Below are 26,464 nucleotides of genomic sequence, written 5' to 3' on the forward strand. Positions count from 1 at the left end.
TTGTGTGTAACTGGGTAGGACACATTCACAGTTCCCGGCCTCTCTCAGCCAACACTCACAGCATAGTGACGTTTCCCAGTTGCGTGTGGGAGGGTTCTTCAGATGGCAGGCGCGAAGAAAGTCCGTCCAGACCTGGCACTCATTCCAATGCTTCCTCATGAAACGCTCTACATCGGGGTCGATGTGGGCAAATTCCGGCATGTGGCAGGCTTTCTTTCACGAACCTTGCTCCAGCGACATGAGCGTTTCGAGGGATGTCCAGTTTTTGCCTTTGAGCAGTCACGCGAAGGCTTTCTTGCCTTTGTAGACCGCATTCGAGAATACGTGCCTCTTGAACAAGCCACGGTCCTGATTGAGCACACGGGGCATTATCACAAAAATCTTGAGCAGTACCTTCTGGAGTGGGATATCACCGTCTACCGCATCCACGTGCAAGAGCGCCCCAAAGGCATGACGAAGACAGATAAGCGCGATGCTCTTGGACTGGCCAATAGGCTCTACACCCAATTAGAACTAGGTGCCCAGGTTGAAGAGAAAATGCAGCTGGTTCGACGGACTCTGTCCCCAACGCAAGCCGCACAGCAATTACGAGGCTTTATGCAACATCGCTATGAACTCTCGCATCAGCGCACACGGCTGAGAAACAAGTTGACCGCCATTTGTGATGAACTCTTTCCTGAGTTTACGCAAATTTTTCACGACCCTAATCTCGAAGTGGCTCTTACCTTTCGAGAAAAGTTCCCAACGCCGCACGACATTGCCACTGCCAGTCTTTCTGCACTCCGAGAAACGCGGGTGAAATATTTTCCTTCAGAAGCTAATCTGCTCCGTCTTCAGCAATTAGCCGAGAAGACAATTGGTATCAACAACAAGGACCGTTTACGTGGGATGAAGCTTGAGCAAGAGTTGTTAATCAAAGAATTGCATCTGGTCCAGGGACACTTAGAACGCCTCGACACGGAGATTACAGACATCGTCAGGACCAGCCGTGAAGGACAAATTTTGCTCTCGATGCCACCCATTGGCCCTGTGCAGGCTGCGACCATCATTGCAACGATAGGACACATTGATAATTTCGAGAAAGCGGGTGAACTCAAATCCTACTTGGGCTGGGCACCGACAAGACATCAAACGGGAGTTACCTTTGATCGAACTAAGCTCTCTCACAGAGGGGTGCGTCCAGTGAAACAGATGCTTTATCTCATGGCTGTGCGGGCAGCAACGCTTGACTGTGAATGGGCACGGATCTACCGCCGTTTGCTCCCTCGTCTGGCGACCTACGACGACCGCATAAAAGATTATCGTGGGAAAAAGAAAGTGATCGGGCGAATCGCTGGACAAATGGTTTCTATGATCTTTGCATTGTTGAAGACCGACCAAGAAACGCTCAGCAGGGTACCATCAGGAGAGAATCCACCGCCACCGATGCTCTACAACCCAGAGGTTCACAGGAGACACCAGGAGGGCTCCTATCGCTCGTTGAAGCCAGGCACTCAGCCCAGGAAGATTCTTCGACTTCCAAGTAAGTCGTGAGGTCCCTCCTCAGATGAGCCTCCTTGTTTTTCCCTCTGATCAGATGGAAGAGGGGAAGAGACGCCTCAAGCTCCCGAAAAGCTTGAGGCGTGGGTGGAGGGGATGCACGCTGCACTTCAGAGGTCAGCTGTTGTCCAAGGTTCATAACATCCAGGCAGGAACTCTGCCAGGGGATTGTTGAAGAGTTCTTGCCTGGATGTTATGAACCTTAAGTGAAGGGCTGACCGATTTTGCACTGAAGGGTGGGAATCTACGCTGAAGGGTGGAACTTGACGCTGTGATGCCTGGAAAAGCCGCTCCGTATCGAGAAAAGCATCAGAGGAAGTTGTAAATGACTCGAATTGCTCGTATCTCTTGCAGCAAAATTTGTGAGCTAGACCTGAGCGCCGCAGGCGCGAAGGGTCCTTTACCGCTGAGGCTTGCTGGGGGCCTGCGGCTGCCAGAGAATCACCAGAGCAGTTTTCCCTGAGCGAGCGCCGCAGGCGCGAGAAGTCATCCCACAGAGGAATGATGGTATTGAAACCGCATCATGACCTTGTAAACATCCAAGCCCTTCTCTTGTACCGTTAGAGAATGCTTACTGGTCCTCTGCATTACGCCCTTCCTGGTAAATAAGGCGAAGAGCGAGCAGGTTTTGAGGCGAAGAGTGAGCAATCAGCGCGAAGCATGAGCACTGGTGACGTTTCTCAGAATATATTTCGCCATTCTCAAGAAAATTTTCGCTGTACTAGAGATGTTTAGCGGCAATACCGGCGGATTTTCTCGCATAACTTTTCCAGACTGATCGTTTGTATCTTTTCCAATGAGCCAGGGGCACGTAAACGGCGTTTTTAACAGTTGTGCGAAAAGTTCTATGAGAAAATTGGTGGCGCTCTAGAAGCGCCACGAGCTTATCCAACGAAAAGTTATGCGAGAAAATTCAGTGTGTTTGCCTTTTTGCTCAACGGCGATGAAGCCGCGAAAAAGCTTCAATGCACACAGGAAAAGTTTTGTGCGAAGAACACTCATCTGATATACGGGCTGAGCGAGCCTCGCAAGCCGTTATCCATCGGTACAAGAAAAAGTTTTGTGAGAGAAAAGCGAATTTTATTGTGAGAATCCACAACTGGTGCGCGCGTTACTTGGGAAAACCGCTCCACATCCAGTGGGCAGGAATGGAAAGTTGTAAATAAAAACCCATACTCGCGGAAATACAGAGGAGACGAAGAGGGGTGTGACTGAGGGCTCAGGTTTTTCTTTGAGTCTCATTGGGGAGACTCAAAGAAAAACCTGCAAGGCTTCGGGTCCTGCCAGCCTTGCTGTGATGACCAGAAGGCGCCACGGAACGGCTTTGCCTACTCCTCTGGCTTTGATTCAATGGGCTGGTTGATCTCCCAGAGGTTGCCTTCGGGATCAGCAAAGTGTGCCGTGCGCTTCCCCCAGGGCTGGTCGGTTGGGGGTCTCCTAAACGTGACTCCCTTAGCCGAAAGCTCCTCGTAGGCGGCGTCGACATCCTCAACCTCAGCGGCCAGGAGTCCCCGAGGCCCTCCCTCGATCTTGGTCTTGAGCTCATCTTCCTCTGAATCGATCAGGCTTGCGGCGGCTGAGGAATCCAGCAGGAGGAAATAGATGTCTTTCATTTTGAAACCGGCAGAATGGGCATCGCTATTTTGCATCTCAAGCCCGAGCGTATCTCGATAAAACGTCAGGCATCTGCCCAGGTCTCGGACAAACAACACAGATGCAATGATATCGCGAACCATGGTGTACACCTCTCTTCTTTCTTTGTCGCGTCGGAACGAGAGTCCATGCGCATACGCGAGTTAGGCCCCTTGTCACTCGTTCTGGCGCAGAGCGCATCTGTTCTCGACATGGCACAGTGTAGCACAGTAGGAGGGACAAAACTTCTCGTATCTTGCTCGTTCTTATTTCCATCTCTTAGGAGAAGTAGACCAAGTGTGGAGCGGCCTTCCCAGGCATTCTCCCATTACTGCTCATGCTTCGCGCTGATTGCTCACTCTTCGCCTCAAAACCCGCTCGCTCTTCACCTTATTTACCACTTCCTGCTCATCCAGCACTACACCCGCTTTCTGAGCCAGATACTCTAGTGTCTCGCGAAACGAGAGCCTCTGCTGCCTTTGGACAAAGGAGAAGATATCCCCTCCCTCGTTACAGCCAAAGCAGCGCCAAGTTTGCGTTTCTGGAAAGACATAGAATGAGGGGGTCCACTCGTTGTGGTTGAAAGGACAGCGTCCCTTGAAGGCTTTCCCCGCTTGGTGTAATGGAACAATGAGGCGAATCTCTTCAGCTACGTCAACTTTCGCTTTGATGGTTTCGATAAGAGAAGTCATTTCTTGGTCCTCAAATTTTTGGCTCTTTCGGTCCTGCCTTTTGAGCAACCTTGCCGATCTGCTGGTGCGTCTGTTTTCCGCATCCCAACGGTTTATCAAGCTCTCGATGAGGAGGGCAATTACCTATTTCCGTGAAAAGTATACCTGATACGGAGCGGCTTTTCCAGGCATCAAAGCGTCAAGTTCCACCCTTCAGTGTAGATTCCCATCCTTCAGTGCAAAATCGGTCAGCCCTTCGCTTAATTTACCAACAAGCTCATCGCCATCTGTGATGAACTGTTTCCAGAAATGACCAGGGTGGTGAAAAACCCAAATAGTCCAACAGCACTGCTCCTTCGGGAACGATTTCCTACTCCAGCCGCACTTGCCAGTGCCAGTATGAGTTCCCTTCTAGAAATCCGGGGAAAAGCCTATGTTCTCAGTGATGCCAAGCTGATAGAATTGCAACAATTAGCAGCCCAGAGCATCGGGACGAGGGATCTTCTTCGTCAACGCGGCTTGGTGTTAGAGCAGACACAACTCATTCGAGAACTTCAGCTTCTACAGCAGCATATTGAGCAGTTGGAGCAGGAGATCAAGACGATTGTGGAACAGGCTCGCGAAGGCAAAATCCTTGCCTCGATGGGTATTGGCCTGATCCAGGTCGCCACCATTATTGCCACCATTGGAAACATTGAGAATTTTCCCAACGCAGGAAGCCTCAAATCCCACTTCGGCTGGGCTCCAGCCGTCGCTCAATCTGGCAAGACGCTGGATTGGACTGGCCAAACACGGGGCGGCTTGCGCACGATCAAGCAGATGATGTTTTTGGTTGTAGCTCATGTCATCAAACAAGATACTCAATGGGCACTGCTCTACCATCGCTTGGTAGAGAAACGCTGCCCTTACGACGAGCGTCGCGGAGTACGAGTTGGTCGGCTCCGCGTCTTTGGCCGCGTAGCCGGGCAAATGATTGAGACCATGTATGCTCTTCTCAAACTGGATGCTGAGGTGTTGAGCAACGTTCCCAACGGGCAGGAGCCGCCTGCTCCTACGTTGTATGATCCAGACGTGCACCGTCGCCATCGCGAGGGTCATTATCAACCGCTCAAGTCTTCTCCGCGCAAAGCTTCGATCACGCTTCTGCCACCAATTTTATCAGAGTAATTTCATAAGTCTGATCTTAGTCTACCCTCTTTTTGCGGTTATTCTGGGGTACCTCAGATACACGCTGCATGCCACGCAGCGGTAATCTTGTCACCCTAATAAGCAAAAAACCGATGAGGCAAGACCAGAATCCAAGCCCACTTACATTGATCAAGATGCTACGCCACCACCCTAATTGAGCATAATCAAGCCATAAAAGGATGAAGATGATTCCCATCCAGAGAAGGCCTATTTGGCCGATATTGTTGTACAATCGATTAGGAGAAGTCCTTTGACGACGCCACAATTTCCAAATTTCTCCTCCTAACTCAAAAATAATAAGTGCAGCAAGGAGCCAAAAAGGAATAGTCAAAAGGAATGCTCCTAATTTATGGCTCGGTTGACCGACGAAGGGAAGGGTCATGAGATTCCACGCAGAGGGGCCTTGTAAAAGATTCCCGTGATTATTATAAGGAATAACGTACAAGGGTAAAAAGAAAAAGCCAATCAGAAGGAGAAGGTTGCCTAGAAAAAGGAGGGCAATTTTTGTTCTCTTGTTCATGATATCTCCTAAGGTAGCTCGCGGAAATAACCTCATCATCGACACCATCCCGATAATTGTGTAATGACAAGCAGTAAACAAACGAGGAAAAGTCCGAAGCCAATTTGCTCGCTCTCATGCGACATCGATCAAGCCGCGGCCCTCGTCGGCGAGATCGAGCAAGTAGTAGATCAAGGCGGCTTGCTGCTGGAGGCACTCGTCTAATGGATGCCCTCTTCTCTGCTCCCAGGAGGAGTGCTGGCTCTCATCTGTGATCTGGTGCAGCCAGAAAAGGAGACAGCCATACTTGAGGGCCGTAAAAAGCGCAAAGGCACAGCGCACTACACTGCGATCTCCTTGCCACCCGGCGGCAGAGAGGCCCTCAAGATAGCTCTCGAAGATCACTCTATCGAGGGTCCGTGGATCGCAGGGTTCGACTCTAAACAAGCCGAAGCTGGGAGCCATCAGATCTCCGATATCCGTCGCAATAGTTCCCAGGCCAGGATACGCCCAGTCAATAGCGATCAACCGCTGTTCTTCATCTGCCTCCGGTACCGCAAACAGGTTCCCACGCCAGGCATCCAGATGACCGAAGGTTTGTGGGAGCCGCTCAAGCACGTCGAGCATCGCCCCGCGATCCTCCCACAATCGCCAGAGGCGGTCAGCGATGGGCAGAGGGAAGGCGGAACGCAGGAACGGGTGTTGCCAGGTCGTAGGATCTGGCACAGCTTTCCACATCCAGCTGAAGTGATCGAGGAGGCCGCGCGGAGAGCTGGTTCTCACCAGCCACGGAAACGCGGGCAGTGGTCGACCAGCCAGATAAGCTCCATTCATCTGCCCAAGACAACGCGCCGCTTGTGAATACTGTGAGAGTGGCCAGCATGGCCCGTGGGGATCTTTCACGTCTTCCAGCCAGAGCCACACCGACTCGTCATCTTGCTCCGTGACGGCATAACAGTGTGGCCCCCGGAGTCCCCCCGGCAAATCATTGAGCAGGCCTGACTGATACACGAGGGCTTCGCGCTTCCAATAGAGGACATGCTCCTGTTCGAGGCCCCCGGGCGCTTTCCCCGCGGGTGTCCGACACAGCACTTTCAAAATAAGCGACCAATCCATCTCCCGGTCCTGACCTCGCCCGGTTCCCGTCAGACGGTATACGCCACCAGTCGCAGCACCATTGGTCTCGGAAATCTCCTGAACCTGCCACTGAAGCAGTTCTCCATCCTCAAGGTCAAGGATCTGGCGCATCAGCGTGGTAATCGTCTGCTGATCAAGAGTCTGGAGGAGTCTTTCACTTGCGGTCTTTTCTCTCATCTTGCCCCCTGTCATAGCTCGTTCTCCACGCGAAAGGCAGATGCGCATTCCCACGAGAGAAACATTATCACGGCGTTTTCTGAAGATCTTTTGGATTCATCAGACACAAGAGCAAGTATACTTGAGCGGAGGCAACAACACATCGGTCGTTTGGACGATGTGTTGTTATGATATAATAGAAGAGGTGGAATCTTCTCAATACTCCTGGTATTCCTGGTGCTACACAAGGTCGCCTGCAAAAAATATCTCCTTCTGAACCACCCTTTCCAGCTGGTTGCTTGTATGTCAAAAGCGATCAGGCTTCAGCCTTTAGCCGACCGGGATCTTCGGCAGGTGAATATCCTGCATTACGGCCCAGACGATGGTCAGACAACTGGTTTCCGTCGTGAAGGCGTCAATCTGATCGGTGCGCTGTCGCACATTGCTAAAGAAGCTCTCGATGGCGTTGGTCGTGCGAATGTAGCGATGCATGACCGGTGGGAACGCATAAAACGTCAGAAGATGCTCTTCGTCTTCACAGAGGCTGCGGATGGCTTCGGGATAGCGCTTCTGGTATTTGGCTTGAAAGGCTGCCAAATTGAGCAGCGCATCCTCTTTCTTCTCCTGCTTGAAAATCCCGGCCAATTCTGCGCTGACCTCTTTGCGCTCTCGATGAGGAATAGCGTTCAGCACATTGCGCTGTTTATGCACCACACAGCGTTGCCGGGGAGTCGCGGAAAAAAGGGCAGAGACGGCAGCGAGGAGTCCCTCATGTCCATCCGTCACAATCAGATCCATCTGTGTGGCACCGCGAGTACGCAGGTCTTGTAAGAGACAACTCCACCCGTCTTTATCCTCCTCCGCACAGGCTCGCAATGCCAACACCTCCTTGTTCCCTTCCAGGTTCACGCCAAGCGCTGTTAAGATAATGGTCGAGTCGGTTTGAGTGCCATGACGAACCGTAAAATGGATGCCATCCAGGTAAAGGATGCGATAGTGATTGAGAAGTGAGCGCTCTCGCCAAGCTTCAAACTGTTCGGTCAGGGTTTGGTTCAAGCGGCTTACCGCGCTGGCACTGGGCGCAACTCCCATCAGTGTTTGAGCCACCTTCCCGACTTTGTGGGTACTGGTGCCACTGACAAACATCTCCGTCAGTGCTTCCGCTACCTCGGGCTCGTACCGGCCATACCGCTCAAACACCTACGTATGGAACTGTCCCGCACGATCTCGGGGCACTGAGAGATCCTCAATACGCCCTGTTTTTGTCACCAAATCTCGTGTGTAGGAGCCATTGCGATACCCTTTTCGCTCAGGGGTGCATTCTCCCCACGCTGCGCCGAGGCACTGCTCAAGCTCCCCGCGCATGACTTCTTCAATCAAGACCCGCATGGCACTGACTGCCAGGTTCCGTATGTAGTGGCGAAATTCCTGCTCCTCTGGTATCTTGTGGCCCGATGACTCCACTTTTGCTGCTTCAGAGGTCGATGTCATATGCTTCTTGGGTACAGGCATAGTTTTCTCCTTGTTTTGATGGAAAAATGTAGCAAACTTCTGCTATGCCTGTATTATCTTCTCAAATCCCCCCTTTAGAAAGCTCTACTGGTACACAACACTCGGGATGGTGTCCAACGATATCCGTCCTGTGTTGGGTGTCGAGGCATATCTGACCGAGGATATGAACGTCAAGGCCAAGAAGCGTGGTCAGCGTGACTATACTCACCTGCTCCTGCTGGCGAAGAATAACACTGGCTACCGCAATCTGATGAAGATGATGACCATCGCCAATACCGAGGGCATGTACGCTAACCACGCCAGGATCGATAAGAACATCTTCTCTCAGTATGCCGAGGGCATCATTGCTACCTCCTCGTGCCTGGGCGGCGAGGTTCCCCAACTGTTGCTGGAGGGGAAGGAAGACGAGGCCAAGAACATTATTCGCTGGTACCAGGATGTGCTGGGGCGAGGGAACTACTATCTAGAGATTCAGGAACACCATGGCCACGAGAAGGACGGCACGCCCTCTCCCCAGGATAAGCTGAATAAGATGCTCTATGGCTTGCACAACGAGCTGGACGTGCCTATGATCGTCACCAATGACCTGCACTATGTCCAGGATACGGACGCGCACGCGCACGAGGTCCTGCTCTGTGTGCAGACGGGTAGCACCCTCAGCGACCCCAACCGCTTCGCCTTCGATAGCGATGAATACTTCCTGCGTAGCCCGCAGCAGATGCTCGCTCTCTTCCCAGAGCTACATGATGGTCTGCTCAACACGGTGCGCCTGGCGGAGCAGTGCGAGATCGATCCCCTGGCCTACAAGGCGCAACTGCCCAAAGTCGATATTCCCCCCCAGTACAGCACGCCCGATGAGTTCCTCTATGCTCAGTGCCTTGAAGGCATTCGCTATCGCTTTGGTGAGCTGACCGAGCCGTTGAAGCGCCAGCTTGACTATGAGTTGAGCATCATCGTGCAAAAAGGCTTTGTCCCCTACTTCCTGGTCGTGGCGGACTATGTGCGCTGGGCGCGTGAGCAGGGCATTCGCTGCCTGGCCAGAGGTTCGGCAGCTGGTAGCCTGGTTGCCTTTACACTGGGTATCACCAACGTTGATCCTCTGCGTTACCAGTTGCTCTTCGAGCGCTTCCTCAATCCTGAGCGCGACGACATGCCTGATATCGATATGGACTTCCCCGATGACCGACGTGAAGAGGTCATCCGTTACCTGGGCGAGAAGTATGGGCACGAGTGCGTGGCGCAGATGGCGACCTTCAACAGTATGGCCGCCAAGCAGTCGGTAAAGGACGTGGCGCGCTCGATGGGGCGCCAGGACCTCGGCGATAGAATCTCGCGCCTGATCCCCAAGGGTTCCAAAGTGACGCTGCAAGGTTCCCTCAACGATGTGCGTGACCTGAACGACCTCTACCAGCGCGATGGTGAGGCCAAAGATCTGCTGGATATGGCGCTCAAGTTGGAGGGCTCGGTGCGCTCAACGGGCGTGCATGCTGCGGGCGTGCTGGTCGCCAATGAACCGCTGGTCAACTTTGTGCCGCTCCAGAAGCGTGAGGGTCGTATCTCGACCCAGTACGAGCACGCCCACCTGGAAGAGATCGGCCTGATCAAATATGATATCCTGGGCCTCTCCAACCTGACCATCCTCGATAATGCCGTGAAGTTTATTAAAGAGTCACGGGGCGAGGACATCAACCTGGAGAAGTTGCCGCTGGACCCCACCGGCGATCCCGAGCTTGACCACAAACGCCAGAAGGCCTTTGACCTGTTGACTAAAGGCGAAACTGCTGGCGTGTTTATGATGGAGGGGGAGGATATGACTAGTGTTGGCAAGCAGTTAGCTCCACAATCTATTGAAGAAATTATGGCGTTGATCGCGCTCTACCGCCCGGGTCCGATAGAGAGTATCCAAGATTTCCTTGATGCCAAACACGGGCGCAAGAAGGTAATCTATCTCGATCCCCGCCTCTCGCAGTGGCTGGAGGAGTCATATGGCATCATTGTCTACCAGGACCAGGTGCTCCTCATCGCTGTCAACCTAGCTGGTTTCTCCTGGGGCAAGGTCAACATGTTCCGTAAGGCATTGAGTAAGAAGATCATGCACGAGGTAGAGGCCTACAAGAGCGACTTTATCCAGGGGTGTATTACAAATGGAATGGAGCCGGAGGTCGCTGCGAGGCTCTTTGACCAGATTCAGCCCTTTGGTGGTTATGGCTTCAATAAAGCGCACGCCGCGAGCTACGCAGTCGTAACGTTCTATACCGCTTACCTCAAGGCTAACTATCCTGCTGAGTTTCTGGCCGCGACCATGACCTCTAAAGCCGCGGATGCCAAGAAGATCGCTAGTGCTATCGCTGAGTGTAAACGTATGGGGGTTGAGGTGCTGGGTCCCGATGTGAACAAGAGCCGGAAGGGGTTCACGATTGAAAATGGCGGCGTTCGTTTTGGTCTGCTTGCCATCAAAAATATTGGTGATGCTCCTATTAACGCCATCATTAAGGCGCGCGTTGAGGGAGGCGCTTTCAAATCGCTGGGTGACTTCTGTACTCGCGTCGATCCCCACGCGGTCGGTAAAGGCGTCATCGAAACGCTGATCAAGGTGGGAGCTATGGACTCGCTCTCGCCTGACGAGAGCGAGCGTCATATTCTGCTTGCCTCCGTTGAACGCGCGGTCCAGTATGGCAAGAGCGAGCGCTTAGCCAAGGAGCGCGGCTTGGTGAGTCTCTTCGACGATCTTGAGGAAATAGGTAGCTCGTTTGTGTTCAGTCTCTCAACCAATGTTCAGGAGATTCCTCGTAAGCAATTGCTGGAGTGGGAGAAGGAACTGATGGGTGTCTACCTCGGTGAGCATCCTTTGGCCTATCTGAGCGATATCTTTGTAGAACGTGGAGTCACGCACGCTACTGACCAGGTGACTGAGGAGTTGGGTAACAAGAAGGTAATTGTGGGGGGCATGATTAAAGAGGCGCGGCGTGTCACGACCAAGAAGGGCGATGATATGTGCCTCGTACAGCTTGAGGACATGCATGGCACCCTGAGTATTACCATCTTTCCCCGCACCTATGAGCAGACCAGAGATATGTGGCAGGAGGGTGGCATTGTCCTCGTGAAAGGAAAAGTCCAGGCGCAAAGGGGAAAATTGGAATTTCTATGCGATAGTGCTGAGCTACTCAAAGTGGTCGAGGAGGGTGTGAGCCGCAAACGCTACCAGGTGTGGCTTACGGTGCATTTAAGTGGTGAGGATGCTATCTCTGTCTCCAACGATATCATGAAGATCCAGGGGTTGCATCGCTGCTTGCGTGAGCTGCCAGGACGCGATTGCTACGAGATTTGTATTTGTAATGGCGAATGGATAGTACGTCTGACGCCAGAAAACAATTTTTGCGATTTCCCTGGCGTCTGCGATGAGCTGAAGGTGCTTCTGGGTGAAGATAATATTGTGGTTCAGCTACTTTAGTTGGAGTTCGCTCCGATGAATCAGCGTGCGCCTCCAGTAGACACAGAAAGCAGATCAGGCTTTCACGAGATGACTTTGAGGCGCTTTTCCATTTCTGCCCCTGCTTCAATCTTTCGCCCTGGCTTGAGAAGCCCCAGAGAGAGCCGTCTTATAGTCATGCGTCCCTTTCCTGTGCGCAACGTTCGCTTCCTTTCTGTTTTTTGCCTCTACGATCGTAGAGAAGGGGGCCTTACACTCGATAGGGGGAAGAGATTCGCCCCCGAGGAACTATTCTGGGAATAGAAGGTCATGAGCGACTTGGTAAATGGCCTACCATGTAAGCAAATTTTGCCCTCAAACATGCATATTTGCCCCAAATGTTTGGCTCATGGCCAGGTTTGGTGAATCATGAGGTTATCGGAAGAAAAGCCTCTACTCTCTGCAGCGTAAACTAATGAGTTTTAGTCTCTTTTATTGAAGGGCTTTCACCAAACCTGGCCATGAGCCGAATGTTAAACAACACGGTTATTGATCACCTGAGAAACCGCTCATATAATAATTGGGGAGCAGTGGGAGAGCCCGAGTAACCGCTAGTGGCCTGTGAACAGCAGTGACCTCCTTCTGGAGACAGCTCCCCGCCCTCCAGAGCTTCAAGGGTCTATGAGGCTTGTTGCACTAGCCCATGGCGACGCGAAAGGCCGTTGCCAGAGCCAGAGTGCCAATCCAAGATGAGCTGACGCTCGCTCTGGTTGGTCCGGGTTCCCGTTGACTGCCCCTAGTGAAAGGTGGCACCGAGGAGGAGGAGAATGAAGGAAGAGCATGACCGAAGAAAGCGAGGTGGAGGATGCAAAAGACTCCAGCAGCTTCCTCCTCCCTGCATACGGTGTGAGTCCACACAGGTTCTTCCTTTATAATGCGGGCTACTACCAGGAAATTGTCATTAATGAAACCGCCGTGTCTCGGCGTTATATCGGACAGAGCGAGAACTAATCCACCTCTACGAATGAAACGACGCGACCGGTAAAAGTCCGGCGGATTCGTAAGAACGTGCTTTTTAAAGAAGTGCCGGCGACGAAGCCGGTTGTGAATCCCCGTGGTTCCTGGCTGGCAAAACATGATCCCGAGGAAATCGTTGTTCTGAAAAAGAAGCGTGGGCCTTTTAATATGCATACGAGAAGCGGGGATGTCATCAGGGTCATACCAACGAAGGAAAAGCGTATTCCCATGTTGCGAAAGAACGTTCCTGAACAAACCATCATTGAACTCTATGCCGAAGCGAGAGTTCCCGCGGAACGAGATTCAGGCACTCCTGAGGAGTAAAACGCCTTTCGCTCCTTCATTTTTATGGTCCTTGGTTGTAATTTGGGCAATTGACAATGGAACTATTAAAGACATACAATTTTGTATAATGTGCTAGTGACGCGGCAAATCGGAGAGGAAGAGACGGAGGTAAACGGTTTACCGGAGGCGGTACACCGTCGCAAACCGAGGAGGTTGAAATGGCCACGCCTGATTTTGACAGTATCCGGCAAGAAAATGTTCATAATGAACCTTACTGGTCGGCAAGAGACTTGGCCCCATTGTTGGGATACAAAAAATGGCAGCGGTTTGAGGATGCGATCAAGCGGGCAATGGACTCGTGTCGCACCAATGGGAATGCCGTTGAACGGCACTTTACTCCCGCAGAGAAACCTACTGTCGGAGGACATGGAGCCGTCCAAAACGCGAAAGACTGGCTTTTGAGCAAGTATGGGTGCTGGCTCATTGCGATGAATGGAGATGTCAGGAAACCGGAAATTGCCGCCGCTCAGGCATACTTTCTTGTCTCCACCGCCGAAAATGAGATGCACAAGCAGAGGATACACCAGGAACAACGCCTTACGCTGCGCGAGAAGGTCTCGGAAGGAAATAAATCGCTTTTCGAGGCTGCGGGACTCTCTGGTGTGCAGTCACCCAATTTTGGGATCTTTGAAGATGCAGGAATCCTCGGCCAGTATACGCTGACGACAGCCGAGCTGGAAGAAAAGAGACAGATACCCTCAGGGGAATTGTATAATACTATGCCACCTCATGAATTGGCGGGTAACCTCCTACGCATTACGCAAACAGATTACAATTTACGCACGAAAGCGATCCGAGATGAAGAGGAAGCGATTGCCGAACATTATTCCAATGGCAAGCAGGTTCGCGCTGCAATGATTGCTATGTCGGGAGAAAAACCAGAGGATATTCCTCCCGCTCCCTCTATCAAAAAACTGGTCGAAGAGCGTCGAAAGAAAACAAAAAAGCGCATTCAAAGCAGGCCAGAAGATAATCAGGGGACGCTTTTCTAACGCCTAGATTGGTGTTTTCCCTGGATGCATAGGATTCGACCATTTTTTCAAGACGTGCAAGTATGTACGTCAGTGCACCAACTGCGCAATCAACCGGGGCTTGGCTCTTTAGAGAAACAATGAGCAGCCGACTGTTCCAGTGAATATGGCGACTTATCTACCTTGAAGGGGCTCTAATAGAACGAGACGTTATCGATCCGCATATAGGCTCCTTCGCTTTGCTGTTCTCACGCTATTTTCATCCGTTGTTTCTTTCCAGAATTTGAATTTCCATGGGTTGGAGATCTACTCCTATGCAGTGAACCGGGCCAGAGCTAACTGCGCCGTTAAATTCTGTCACCTGAACCGTGTTGACCGCTTTTCGTGCAACCGGTTGGGGGACAATCGGATTTCTTTTGTTACTGAATAGGACCTGGTACGCTGATCCCTCTGGGTTCAGAGACATATCAACGATCACTTGCCCGCGCCAATTCCCGTTGGGCGGTGGGTTGGTATTGGCATTGGCCACAATGAGGATCTCCTGGTCGTTCAAAATGCGTGAGTAAGCCACAACACCCGGAGCGTAGGTCGAAACCTGAAAATGCGTCCCGTCACCAGCTATGGGCCGCATGTATTGTCGCCCGTAGCGTAAGGCTGGCTTCGTCTTGCGATGATCGGCCAATTGCTGAATCACCTGGTACAACGGAGCACCTCGATTGAAGGCATCTTGTTTCCCCCAGAGAGCTTCCCGCACCGCTTCGCATCTGTCCCCATGTCCAGAAAGCCCCTGGTTCGGTGCCGTAGTGGAAATGCCCTGAAAAGTGGCTCATGGCCAACTTTGGTGAAAGCCCTTCAATAAAAGAGACTAAAACTCATTAGTTTACGCTGCAGAGAGCAGAGGCCTTTCTTCCGATAACCTCATGATTCACCAAACCTGGCCATGAGCCGAAAAGTGAGCACTTTTTGACCTCAAGGGTGAGCACTTGCCCCGAAACGTGAGCAGCTCAACCATTGACGAGCGGAAAAACCGCTCCAGATGCGGATGGTTGTGTGCAGAAGTTGTAAATTCATCGAGAACTCCCACAGAGCAAGAGGACGAGGCGCATTTCCCAAGGTTCTCTGTCGGGCAGTGCGGCTGCGACGCATGATGTCTTCGGGCGGTCAGCATGCCGCTCGGTGGAAAAAATGGTATGGGCCGTAGAGAGATGTTGAGTCTATTTTTACAAGTTCCCCTGAGGTCTCAACGTCTCATTGATGTGCATAAGCCGATAGTCCTATGAAGAGGACGAACGATTTCACCGATATCTAATCGTACAGCTTGCTTGTTGCTCGAATATATCAGATTATTTCACTAGACTTCTTGAGGTGAGAGCAGGTACGCATCTTCGCCACCAGGGATGGGAACACGTGAAAGGGAGATTGACCGCATTATGTTAAAGACAAGGCACATTACGCGTCTCACGCCAGAGTCTCATGAGACGCTCCTCACGATTCTCGAGACCCTTCCTGGGGCCTTGTTTGTGCTCGATGATGCCTCAATAATTCTCTACGCCAATGCAAGCGCACAGGCCTTGCTAGGCGCCACACCAGAGACACTGGTTGGAAACAGCTTCTGGCGCTGCGCGCCACAGTTGGTGAGCACGGCGCTCTACCAGGCCATCCAGAAGACGAAACAGACCCGAGCTCTGACCGAGGTGCAGTATATGTCTTCCGTCACCCAGCGCTGGCTGCACGTGCATCTTTCTTCGACCAGTGGGGGACTCACCTTGCAGTTCCATGAGATGGGAGCACCAGCTGAGCGCCAGGAGATGGTTCACCAGCGCGAGTCCCTCTACATGGAGGTCCTGGAGAACGTGCATGCTGGGATCGTCTTTCTGACGCCCGAGGGGATCGTCTTGGACCTCAATAAGGTTCCGTTAGACGATGCGCAGATCCGACGCGAAGAGGTGGTTGGCAAACCCCTGGTTGAAGGCCCCTGGTGGTCCTTTTCTCCTCCCAGTCAAGCGCAATTACGCGCAGCCATCAAACGCGCCAGCAGGGGCGAAACGGTGCGGTTCGAGACCCCCATTCACCCCAGAGAAGGCATGGAGTTTCACCTGGAGGTCGCGATCACCCCCCACAGGGATGCGGATCACCACGTCGAGTATCTCGTCATGGTTGGCATCGACATCACCGCGCGCAAGCGCGCCGAAGCGGAACTCCATACCCTCATCGATGCCATCCCCCAGCAGGTCTGGACCATGCGATCGGACGGCTATATCGACTATTATAATCAACGCTGGCTCGACTATACCGGCTTGAGCACCGAACAAGCACAGGGTGATGGGTGGATCCAGTGCCTGCATCCCGATGATCAGCAACGTATCCAGGACGCATGGCAGACATCCAGGAAAACAGGCACCCTCTTTGAGACAGAACAGCGCCTGCGCCAGGGCACGAGCGGAGCCTATCACTGGTTTTTAGCCCGCGCCATGCCGATGCGTGATAAAACAGGCCAGATCATCAAGTGGTTTGGCACCTGCACCGACATCCATGACAAAAAACAGGTCGAAGATGAAATCCGCAACCTGATCGATGCTATTCCCCAGTTGGTCTGGACCGGGCGACCCGACGGGTATGTCGATTTTTATAATCAACGCTGGCGCGACTATACCGGCCTGAGCACCGAGGAGGCTCAGGGGAAGGGATGGATGCAGTGTACCCATCCTGAGGACCGGCAACGCGTCCTGGAGACATGGCAGCGTGCCGTCCAGACTGGCAGGCCCTATGAAGCAGAACAGCGCCTGCGCCATGGCATAACCGGGGAGTATCGCTGGTTCCTGATGCAAGCCACACCCTACACCGATGCGCAGGGTACGATCCTCAAATATATTGGGACCTGCACCGATATTCATGACAAAAAGCGGGCCGAAGCAGAACTGCGTGCCCTGATCGATGCCATCCCCCAGTTGGTCTGGATGCTGGGCCCCGATGGCTCGAGTGAATACGGCAACCAACGCTGGTGCGACTATACCGACATGACCTTGGAACAATACCAGGGGGACGGCTGGCTCCAGGCCATCCACCCCGACGATTCTCAGCACACGCTGACGCTCTGGCGTCATGCGCTTGAAACCGGTGAACCCTTCGAGATCGAATATCGTCTCAAGAATGGTAAAACGGGGGGCTATCGCTGGTTCTTAGCTCGTGCGCTCCCGGTACGCGATGAAGCAGGCCAGATCATCAAGTGGTTTGGCACCTGCACCGATATTCATGAGAAAAAGCAGATCGAAGACGACATCCGTGTCCTGGTTGATGCCATCCCCCAATTGGTCTGGATCGTGCACCCCGATGGTTCTGCTGAATACGCAAACCCACGCTGGTGTGATTATACCGGCATGACCTTTGAACAATACCAGGGAGACGGCTGGCTCCAGGCCATTCACCCCGATGACCAGCAACGCGTCCTGGCGGAGTGGCAGAACGCCGTCCTGGCAGGCAAGCCCTATGAAGCGGAACTGCGCCTGCGCAATGGAACCACCGGAGACTATCGGTGGTTCCTTGCCAGAGGAGTGCCGTTCAAAGATGCGCAGGGCACGATCCTGAAATGGTTTGGCACCAACACTGACATCGATGAGCAGAAACAGGCTGAACAGAGAATCAAAGCCAGCGAGGAGAACTGGCGGGTGCTGGCCGAAACAGTGCCGCAGATGGTGTGGACGACGCGCCCAAATGGCCAGCACGAGTATATAAACCAGCGCTGGTGTGACTACATGGGGGTTACGGTTGAGCACATGCAAAGCGACCGATGGGCCCCTCTTTCGTTCATCCATCCCGATGATCGGGAAGGCACCCGAGCGCTCTGGCAGCATGCCCTGGAGACGGGAGGAATGTATGAGCACGAAGAGCGTTTCAGAAATAGCCAGACCGGAGCCTACCGCTGGTTCTTAGCCCGCGCCATGCCGGTGCGTGATGAAGCAGGCCAGATTCTCAAATGGTTTGGCACCTGCACTGACATCGAGGAGCAGAAACAGGTGGAGCAGCAGCTCAAAGAAAGCCAGGAGAGCTTGCGCGTGTTGGCCGAAACGGTGCCACAACAGGTGTGGGTGAGACGACCCGACGGCCTGTACGAATACACGAACCAGCGCTGGCGTGACTACACCGGGTTGACGCTTGAGCACGTACAAAGCGACCGAAGGGTTCATCTCCAGTTTATCCATCCTGATGATCAGGATGGCCACCGAGTGCACATGCAGCATGCCCTGGACACGGGCGCAATGTTTGAGTACGAACAGCGTCTCAGAAATGGCCAGGCTGGGGAGTATCGCTGGTTCTTAAGCCGCGCCATGCCGATGCGCGATGAAGCAGGCCAGATCATCAAATGGTTTGGCACCAACACTGACATTGAGGAGCAGAAGCGGACGGAGGAAGCCTTACGCCAGAGTCAGGAGCGCGCGAGCGTCCTGATGAACTCCAGCATTATCGGGATCAATATCATCGAAGGGGAGCAGATTGTGGACGCCAACGACACCTTTCTGCGCATAACCGGCTATACCCGCGAAGACCTCCGCGCGGGGCGCATGAACTGGATGCACATGACGCCCCCAGACTACCTGGCTCGTACCTTAGAGGCCCATCAAGAACTTGCCACTCAGCAGTCTACGACGTATGAGAAAGAGTACGTTTGTAAAGATGGCAGTCACCTTCCGGTGCTCGTGTGCGGAGTCGTCTTCCAGCATCACCCACGCCAGGCGATCGCCTTTGTACTGGATAATTCTGCCCGCAAGGAATTGGAGCAGCGCAAAGATGACTTTATCAGCATGGCCAGTCATGAGCTCAGGAACCCACTTGCCGCCTTAAAGATGCAGATCCAGCTGGCGCAAAAACGACTGGAAAGGCAATCCCATCACGAGGCTGCCACAGCGCTTACCAGGGTAGAGGGGCCTGTCAAGCAACTGGAACGCCTGATTGAAGAGTTACTGGATGTCTCCAAGATCCAGGCAGGCAGGTTAGAGTACATCTGGGAGACGGTCGATCTTGATGCGATGCTCCATGAGGTGGCAGAAACGATGCAGCAGCTCAGTACGACACATGCCATTGTGGTGCGTGGTGCGGCACCGCGCTCACTCGTTGGAGACAAATACCGGCTCGGACAGGTCTTCACCAATCTGATCAGCAATGCCATCAAGTATTCTCCCGGTGCAGAGACGGTCGAGATGGACCTGAGTACTTCCGAAGAGACAGTCACGATCCGTGTGCTGGATCATGGCCTGGGCATCCCACGAGAGCAGCGCGACAAGATTTTTGAGCGCTTCTATCGGGCCGCAGGTCCCCGGCAGAGAGCGATCCCTGGTCTGGGCATGGGGCTCTACATTGTGGCCGAGATCGTCAAGGGCCATGGGGGAACCATCACGGTGGAGAGCTCCGTCGGCAAAGGATCGACCTTTACGGTCACCCTTCCCAAAAGGAGGGATGCTTGACCGTGGAAAGCACGCGACGCACGTTATGAGTCAACGCCCTGAAAAGTGAGCAGCTTTTGCCTTGGCAAGCGAGCACTTGCCCCAAAGAGCGAGCAGCTCAACCATTGTCACCTGGAAACAGGGGATTTTTACATAACCCCCCATACGCACCAACTTAAGGACTCAAAGCCCAGTTGGTCGATCTCCGCTGGAGGAGTTGGGCGGAATTGGGATGCTTTTTGCGCTTGTTCATTTGGCACCCTAAACGCATGCGACGTTGGATGGCTTGTAGGGCAGAGAGAAACGAGCGCTCCCCTGCAAAAGCTTCCAGCAGCGAACTGGCGGTATCGCGGACCACCTGTGCCAGTTTGCGGCATTCTGCGCTGCTCATCTTGCCAGGCGAACAGGAGAATGAGCCAGTGTTGCAGGAGCAGTCCAATGAGCTTGGCATACAGTTCACAGAGCACGCGCCAGGGATTCGTGGTGCGCCATTCATCAATCCGCCCGTATTGCTTCCATAACTTGTAAAGCATTTCCATTTGCCATCGTTCCCGCACCAGGACGAGAGCCTCCTGCAAGTTCAGAAGATTCGCAGGGACATCGGTGAGCAAGATGGTCCAGTCGGCCAGTTTCCAGGCTTGCTCCCGCACGGGTTGAGCGCGTCGCTTGGCATCAGCCTCCAAGTTGGCGCGTCGTCGCGAAGCTCCGTCTTGGGGAACTCGCAAGATGAGCAGACGCATCAGATGCCGATGCTCTTTGCCCACACGAACCCAGCGTTCGTGGGTCTGTCCGACCTGCTGTGGGAGCAGCGCATCCAGTTCCAGCGGTTTGCCTTCCGGCGTCCAGTAGTTGGTTCTGGCCTGGGCACGAGTGAGCGTGTAACTGCCAGCCGCTCGTCGAGCAGCAATCGCTCCCCAATCCAGATACCCCAGATCGGCGATATACAGACTTCCCACCGGCAAGCCATCATCTTTGAACGGACTGGATCGATCAATGATCCGTCCGTGCGTGAGCCTTGGGCCTTGCACCTGTCCCCGTTTGAGTTCCCAACGAACATGCAATTTCACCGCAGCTTGCCCCTTTCCAGGAGATCCCCCGCATCCCTGCCACTGCTCTGCCAATTCCTCTGGGAGGGCGATACTGCTACTATCCTCCAGCACGACTGACTGAAAGCGACACAGGAGCTCCAACGGGACATCCTGGCTGGCTTCAACGACCACACTGGCCATCTCCTCAAACACCGCATGCAAGAAGTGGGCACAGGGCTCCGTGAAGCGTTTGTGCAGCGCGGTATCTGTCACTTCCACCTTGCGGATGGTCGCCATGGATGCGAGCCGCTCCAGACTGGCATCCGGATGGCTCAGCCAGCCAAAAACCAGCGTTTGCAGCAGGTCGGCTCCACTGAATTTTCTCTGCCGTTCAATACAGCCCGTTTCGCGGGCCAGGACATTCGCTCGTTCTTCCAGGATGTGCTTCAAAGACTGCTCGACGTGTGCTACATTTGCCATGTCTGTGCTCCCTCTGCTCTCGATATCAGGTTTCTCTTTCTGACATCATCGCAGATGGAGCCTCTTTTTGCCTCTGCCTTGCTTAAGTTGGTGCGTATGGGGATTTTTACATAACCCCCCGAAACGGTGCACTCGGCTTTGACCAGACACCGTTTCGGGGGGTTATGTAAAAATCCCCATGTTCTGCGCATTCGAGAGCAGCAATTGGGAGACCACCATCCAGAGGTAGCGAACGCCCTCCACAATCTGGCCATCCTCTACTTTGATCAAGGTAAATTGATGGAGGCCCAGCCCTTCCACCAGCGCGCGCTCTCCATCCGAGAACAATACCTGGAATCAGAGCCCCCTCAAACAGCACCCTGACGGATTTGAGCGAATAAAGACAATCACCGCTCGCTTTTCGCAAAAGAGCGGAAGAGAGCAACCACCTCACTCGTCGCCCTGACCTCCTTCACACCACGTCGCGCCTGAGAAACAGCAGGAGACTGAGTAGCACAAAGCCCATGCTATAGGCAATGAGAACGAGGACAGATTGTGGTACTCCTATCGCTGCTGCAACGCCCGGTGCGGCCAGCACACCCGCATTCGATCCCGGTAGCACCCTGGCGAGCTCAGCCAGAGGCCCCGACGTGCCAGCCGTATTCCTGAAGAACAGCTCGAGCAACAAGTAGAACAATCCCAGCCCAACTGCGAGCGTAGACCCGCGCAAGAGCGTCGCCAACATGGCTCCCAACAGCGCCCACATGATCATGATGACCCAGGCCGCGCCTATTCCTTGCATGAAGTCTTCTGCCGAGGGCCACCTGACCGATGAGTGGGTGAGTGTCGCCACGATGAAACTGCTCACGGCTCCACTTCCGAACACGACCAGCACAAATGCGAGCTGCATCACAGCAAGCGCAAACAGTTTCCCGGACAGCATGCTCAGTCGGTTCGATCGCTGCATCAGCAGTGTCTTGAACGTTCCCCATCCATACTCGCTCCCCATCATAAGCGCCCCAAAGATCAACGCAATCGTTCCCCCGAAGATGGGGAAGCCCGCAATAACTTCCGATATCAGGTTCGCCGGGAGCATACCCGTGAGCAGTGCCTGGCGGTCTGTGGCGGAAACATTGCTTGCAGGAGTTACATATTTGATGTATGGATTGACGTAGACGAAGGCGATCGCAGCCAGAGCCCAGGCGACCACCAGAACCCAGGTCGCTGGACGCCTGATCCCTTTGTCCATCTCCGCAATGAAACTCTTGATCATTGTCTTGTTTCTCCTTTTCCTCCTACCTCTTGTTCCTCGCTGGTTAAGGTCATGAACGAGGCTTCCAGGGAGCGCTCGACCGGTCGCAATTCGCTGAGGGCCAGACCAGCCGTCACCAGCGTATGCGCAATGGCTGACGCCTGGGTAGGACTGATTGTCAACATCAGCGCGTCGTCCATCATCTGCACGTTCTCAACCCCATATGCCTGCTCGGCCAGCCGTCGGGCCTGATCAAGTGGAGCGGCGCGTACGAGCAACTGTGCCTGTCCTCGTAACTCGGCCACCGTCCCTTCGGCGATCAGCTTGCCATGACTGATCACGCCTACCCGATCGCAGATCTGCTCTACTTCATTCAGCAGATGGCTGGAAAGCAGTACCGTTCGCTCATTCTGCTTCAACGTACAGATCAACTCGCGCATCTCCGCCATCCCCTGTGGGTCCAGACCATTCGTCGGCTCATCGAGGATCAAGAGTTCCGGGTCTTTGAGCAGGGCCGCCGCCACACCCAGGCGCTGCTTCATCCCTAGAGAGTATGTTTTAAACGGATCGCTCGCCTGTCGGGTCAATGCCACCTGACGAAGAACGGTATCAACTCGCGAGAGCGGAACACCGGCATAGTGGGCCAGGATGCGCAGGTTGCGCCACCCCGAAAGGTAGGGATAAAATGCGGGAGACTCGATCATTGCTCCCACGCTGGCCAGATCCCTGATCCCCCTCAACGGTTGACCCATGATCTGACCTGTGCCAGCCGTTGGGCGCACGAGACCAAGCAGCATTCGCAGCGTGGTCGTCTTGCCTGCCCCGTTGGGACCAAGAAAACCATAGATCTCCCCTTTGCGGATGCGTAGGTTCAGGTCGTCCACTGAGAGCAGTTGCTTGCCGTAGCGTTTGCTGAGATGGGCGGTTGCTATCACGTTTGATTCCATGAATGAAGCTCCTTTCCGTCTGCCGTCAGGCAAAGAGGCACCTGTCCTCCTCACCCGACCCTACCATTACGTGCGGCTCACCGCTCGCGTTTTCGGCAGGATAAATCCCACAACAATGACCCAGGCAAACGAGGGAAACCTGGTGAGCGGAATGGTGAGGGGAAGACGCCCAAGGGTGGGAAAGAGCAAGTTGAGCCAGCTCAGTTCTCCGAGCAGAGCAATGACGAAGCCGGACCAGACGATCCATGCGGGCAGGAGTTTCATTCTGGCTCCGATCAGGCTGATACTGCCCACAAAGAGTCCCATCGGCACAGCGAAACCAGGACCCCCACTGCCATAGAGCAGATAATAAATCACCAGGGTTGTAGGAGAACTTTGCGTGATCCCTGGCCAGGTGAGCGCCCACTCGCAGAGATGGGAGAGATTCTGATCAAAGGCTGTAATCAGGCCCGCAAAGAGCATAATGTCCACCCAGGCAGAACGTGCACCCAGAAAACGAAAGCGACTGGCCATACTCGCGGCGAAAACGCCCAACACGAGAAGGGAACCAATAGAGAGGAAGGCGCTGATGCGAACCTGCTCTGGATACGTCTGAAAGTACGTCACAATGCTCGTGGCGCTTGCGTTCGGCGAGGGGAAGGATGGGTTTGTCGCAAAAGCGGTGACAAAAGAGAGACCAGCGAGGAAAAGGACGACATAAACGGTCGCGACTGCCCCGAGATGCGGACCAGAGTGGCGTTCACGCCGATCTATGGCTTCTGATGATACGTCGATCGTTGATTTCACGTTCATATAATACGTTTCTCCTTTGGAACTGTGGAATGAGAGGTGAAGCCGGATGTGGTGTTTTTCCCTCTAGAGAACAGATGGAACGCTTTGTCTGGTGTCGTGTTCCCATCACCTGCACATCCGAGCGATCAGGAATAGATTGATCTGTCCTGGTCGTGGCTGCATACCTCTCGATAGCCACAGTATAATCAGGTGAAATGACAACAGCGTGAACTTATCTCCCCTTTTTTGTCATCGATTTGTCATCTTGACATGCGATACTCGAAGGAGAGTCATCGTCGTTGAAAGAAAGCCGGGGAAACAGTGCTATGCATATCCTTGTCATTGAAGATAATCATCGTCTCAATAATTCGCTGGCGTCCAGTCTCACTCATGAGGGCTATAGCGTCGATAGCGCGTATGATGGGCAGGAGGGACAGGATCTCGCGGAGATGACGCCCTATGATCTGATCATTCTGGATATCTTACTGCCCGTGAAAGATGGACTGGAGGTTTGCCGTGATCTGCGCCGTCGGCGGATTCATGCGCCGATCTTGCTGCTGACAGCGCGTGATAGCATCGATGACCGTGTCCAGGGCCTGGATTGCGGGGCCGATGACTACCTGGTGAAACCGTTTGCCAGGCGCGAACTGTCGGCGCGCCTGCGCGCTCTGCTACGTCGCCAGCAGCCCGCGAAACAGGGGCAATTGGCGCTGGGAAGTCTGGTGATGGACCCGAGCAGCCACACTGTTGAGCGAGACGGACAGCCAATTGAACTGACACCGAAAGAGTTTGCCTTGCTGGAATACTTCATGTACTATCCCAATCAGGTGATCACACGCGAGATGATCGAGCAGCATATCTGGAACTACGACTTTGAGTGCGAATCGAATGTTATTGATGTGTACGTTCGTCGGCTGCGGCGAAAAATCGACGCTCCGTTTGCGGCGAGCTTGCTGATCACGGTGCGCGGCGTCGGCTATCGCTTGCAACTGCCGCCAGAGCAGGGGTGAACCATGAAACGAGCGATACAGCATCACTTCCGCTTTTCTCTGACCTCCAGCGTGCGTGCGCGCCTGACGCTCTGGTATCTGGTAATGGTGGCATTTATCGTGTGTCTCTTTGGTGTCAGCCTCTATATTACTCAGATCTCCCTGAATGCCGACACAGCCGAGCGCGCGGCACAATTATATCAGGATAGCCAGCGTTTCGCGGAAACCTATAGGCAGGTACTGTTGGACCGCCAGGCGCCCACAACCCTCCATCTCAAGCTGTCCTCGCAGGAGATAGTGCTGCTGCTGCATCCAGATGGGAATGCCCTGGACTCGCGCGGACCTCTGACAGATAGTCTGATCCAGCAACTTCAGACCGGGGCCGAGCAGAATAAAGGGATGATTGACCTCACCGTTCGCCGCTCTCTTCCCTGGTGGACTATCAATACCACCTATCACGTTCTGGTGACGCCAGTACTGAACCAGAATACGCGTGTCGCTATTTTGCTAGTGGGATTGCCACCTCCACATCCCACCCCTCTAGGGATCATCTGGTTTTTTCATGGCCTGCTGGCCCTGCTGGTCGCAGCAATTGGGGGCTACTGGCTGGCTGGAAAGGTGCTGCGGCCGGTGAAAATGATTACCCGCATGGCCAATGAAATCAACGCGACCGATCTGCGCCGCCGCCTACATTTGCAGCGCCGGGACGAGTTTGGCGAACTGGCCGCCACCTTTGATCACATGCTGGCTCGCCTGGAGGCCGCCTTCAAACGCCAAACCCAGTTCACCGCCGATGCCAGCCATGAACTGCGCACGCCACTCACGATCATCGACCTGAAGATCAACCAGGCGCTAACGCAGCTTGAGCAGCCGGAAGAATATCGGCAGGCGTTTGAACAGATCCAGGCGGAGAATGCACATATGGCGGCGATAATCAATAGCCTGCTGCTTCTGGCACGGGCCGATACTGGACAAATCGCCCTGAATCTACAGGAAGTCGATCTGGGCGATCTCGCTCTGGCCTGCGTAGAACGCCTGCTGCCGCTGGCCAGGGCGAGCCAGATCGTACTGACTACAGGCGATCTGCCGGAAGTGCTGATTCGTGGCGACTCCCACTATCTGGGACAGATGCTGACCAATCTGATCGAGAACGGGATCAAATATAGCCGCCACATCGGCAAGCGCGTCCATGTCGAGGTCGCCTGCGAACCGCCGCTGTGGAGCGTAGTGCGCGTGCAGGATGACGGCCCCGGTGTGACCGACGAACACCTACCCTATCTGTTTAGCCGCTTCTATCGCGTGGATAAGGCACGCTCATCCAGGCAGAAAGGGTCTACACGCAGCACGTTGCCAGATCAGGAAAAACCCGGTGGTACTGGCCTGGGGCTCTCCATCGTCCAGTGGATCGTTCAGGCTCACCATGGCGAGATCCGTGTGGAGAGCAAAATCGGAACTGGATCGCGCTTTGAAATTCGTTTGCCGCTACTGTAGTGGGGCTGACAAC

Annotated in this window: 17 protein-coding genes and 2 pseudogenes; 9 read left to right on the forward strand and 10 right to left on the reverse strand. The window is 53.9% G+C overall.

Going from position 1 to position 26,464, the window contains the following annotated elements:
* The first annotated feature begins 102 nt into the window (after window positions 1-102).
* Window positions 103-1,533 carry an IS110 family RNA-guided transposase gene (locus JMJ04_RS43705; RefSeq protein WP_201376647.1) on the forward strand — a complete coding sequence of 477 codons (1,431 nt, stop codon included), beginning with the start codon at window positions 103-105 and terminating at the stop codon, window positions 1,531-1,533.
* Window positions 1,534-2,867: 1,334 nt separating this feature from the next.
* Here the strand turns inward: JMJ04_RS43705 and JMJ04_RS43710 are convergent.
* Complete coding sequence (locus tag JMJ04_RS43710) at window positions 2,868-3,275, reverse strand: VOC family protein (protein WP_201376648.1); 408 nt, start codon at window positions 3,273-3,275, stop codon at window positions 2,868-2,870.
* A gap of 231 nt (window positions 3,276-3,506) precedes the next feature.
* A complete protein-coding gene (locus tag JMJ04_RS43715; RefSeq protein WP_201376649.1) occupies window positions 3,507-3,863 on the reverse strand; it encodes a CHC2 zinc finger domain-containing protein in 357 nt (118 codons plus the stop codon).
* 297 nt (window positions 3,864-4,160) lie between these two features.
* On the opposite strand from JMJ04_RS43715, the gene JMJ04_RS43720 reads away from it, so the two are divergent.
* Window positions 4,161-5,009, forward strand: a complete 849-nt coding sequence (locus JMJ04_RS43720; protein WP_201376650.1) for a transposase — start codon at window positions 4,161-4,163, stop codon at window positions 5,007-5,009.
* A gap of 16 nt (window positions 5,010-5,025) precedes the next feature.
* Here JMJ04_RS43720 and JMJ04_RS43725 read toward each other — a convergent pair whose 3' ends face one another.
* The 3 genes and pseudogenes from JMJ04_RS43725 to JMJ04_RS43735 form a co-directional block, all read right to left on the reverse strand.
* Window positions 5,026-5,550 (reverse strand): hypothetical protein, encoded by a 525-nt coding sequence (locus JMJ04_RS43725; protein ID WP_201376651.1) that lies wholly within the window; start codon window positions 5,548-5,550, stop codon window positions 5,026-5,028.
* A 114-nt stretch (window positions 5,551-5,664) separates the two neighbouring features.
* The gene (locus JMJ04_RS43730; protein WP_201376652.1) at window positions 5,665-6,843 is read right to left on the reverse strand and encodes an aminoglycoside phosphotransferase family protein; all 1,179 of its coding nucleotides are present in this window, start codon (window positions 6,841-6,843) and stop codon (window positions 5,665-5,667) included.
* Between the two features lie 309 nt (window positions 6,844-7,152).
* Window positions 7,153-8,334: pseudogene (locus JMJ04_RS43735) on the reverse strand (IS256 family transposase).
* Between the two features lie 106 nt (window positions 8,335-8,440).
* Here JMJ04_RS43735 and dnaE point away from each other — a divergent pair.
* The 3 genes and pseudogenes from dnaE to JMJ04_RS43750 form a co-directional block, all read left to right on the forward strand.
* Window positions 8,441-11,785, forward strand: coding sequence for a DNA polymerase III subunit alpha (gene dnaE, locus JMJ04_RS43740; RefSeq protein WP_201376653.1), 3,345 nt, complete (start codon window positions 8,441-8,443; stop codon window positions 11,783-11,785).
* A gap of 798 nt (window positions 11,786-12,583) precedes the next feature.
* Window positions 12,584-12,754, forward strand: coding sequence for a hypothetical protein (locus JMJ04_RS43745; protein WP_201376654.1), 171 nt, complete (start codon window positions 12,584-12,586; stop codon window positions 12,752-12,754).
* A gap of 506 nt (window positions 12,755-13,260) precedes the next feature.
* A pseudogene (locus JMJ04_RS43750) lies at window positions 13,261-14,097 on the forward strand (BRO family protein); the annotation flags it as partial.
* 238 nt (window positions 14,098-14,335) lie between these two features.
* On the opposite strand, the gene JMJ04_RS43755 reads toward JMJ04_RS43750, so the two are convergent.
* Window positions 14,336-14,830 (reverse strand): hypothetical protein, encoded by a 495-nt coding sequence (locus JMJ04_RS43755; protein WP_201376656.1) that lies wholly within the window; start codon window positions 14,828-14,830, stop codon window positions 14,336-14,338.
* Between the two features lie 676 nt (window positions 14,831-15,506).
* Here JMJ04_RS43755 and JMJ04_RS43760 point away from each other — a divergent pair.
* Window positions 15,507-19,535, forward strand: coding sequence for a PAS domain S-box protein (locus JMJ04_RS43760; protein WP_201376657.1), 4,029 nt, complete (start codon window positions 15,507-15,509; stop codon window positions 19,533-19,535).
* Window positions 19,536-19,663: 128 nt separating this feature from the next.
* Here the strand turns inward: JMJ04_RS43760 and JMJ04_RS43765 are convergent, their stop codons facing one another.
* A complete protein-coding gene (locus JMJ04_RS43765; protein WP_236039138.1) occupies window positions 19,664-21,022 on the reverse strand; it encodes an IS4 family transposase in 1,359 nt (452 codons plus the stop codon).
* A 126-nt stretch (window positions 21,023-21,148) separates the two neighbouring features.
* Here JMJ04_RS43765 and JMJ04_RS49340 point away from each other — a divergent pair, with 126 nt between their 5' ends.
* Window positions 21,149-21,385, forward strand: coding sequence for a tetratricopeptide repeat protein (locus JMJ04_RS49340; RefSeq protein WP_420799595.1), 237 nt, complete (start codon window positions 21,149-21,151; stop codon window positions 21,383-21,385).
* An 88-nt stretch (window positions 21,386-21,473) separates the two neighbouring features.
* Here the strand turns inward: JMJ04_RS49340 and JMJ04_RS43775 are convergent, their stop codons facing one another.
* The 3 genes from JMJ04_RS43775 to JMJ04_RS43785 form a co-directional block, all read right to left on the reverse strand.
* Window positions 21,474-22,274: an ABC transporter permease subunit gene (locus tag JMJ04_RS43775; protein WP_201376659.1), complete on the reverse strand. Its 801-nt coding sequence runs from the start codon at window positions 22,272-22,274 to the stop codon at window positions 21,474-21,476.
* Window positions 22,271-23,200, reverse strand: a complete 930-nt coding sequence (locus JMJ04_RS43780) for an ABC transporter ATP-binding protein (protein ID WP_201376660.1) — start codon at window positions 23,198-23,200, stop codon at window positions 22,271-22,273. Before JMJ04_RS43780 ends, JMJ04_RS43775 begins: the two co-directional genes overlap by 4 nt.
* A gap of 66 nt (window positions 23,201-23,266) precedes the next feature.
* On the reverse strand, window positions 23,267-23,992 hold the full coding sequence (locus JMJ04_RS43785; protein WP_201376661.1) for a hypothetical protein: 726 nt from the start codon (window positions 23,990-23,992) through the stop codon (window positions 23,267-23,269).
* Window positions 23,993-24,297: 305 nt separating this feature from the next.
* On the opposite strand from JMJ04_RS43785, the gene JMJ04_RS43790 reads away from it, so the two are divergent.
* Together JMJ04_RS43790 and JMJ04_RS43795 are read left to right on the forward strand one after the other, a co-directional pair.
* A complete protein-coding gene (locus JMJ04_RS43790; protein ID WP_201376662.1) occupies window positions 24,298-24,981 on the forward strand; it encodes a response regulator transcription factor in 684 nt (227 codons plus the stop codon).
* 3 nt (window positions 24,982-24,984) lie between these two features.
* The gene (locus tag JMJ04_RS43795) at window positions 24,985-26,451 is read left to right on the forward strand and encodes a sensor histidine kinase (protein WP_201376663.1); all 1,467 of its coding nucleotides are present in this window, start codon (window positions 24,985-24,987) and stop codon (window positions 26,449-26,451) included.
* Window positions 26,452-26,464 lie beyond the last annotated feature (13 nt).

Source organism: Ktedonobacter robiniae (genome assembly GCF_016587375.1).
Classification (GTDB): Bacteria; Chloroflexota; Ktedonobacteria; order Ktedonobacterales; family Ktedonobacteraceae; genus Ktedonobacter; species Ktedonobacter robiniae.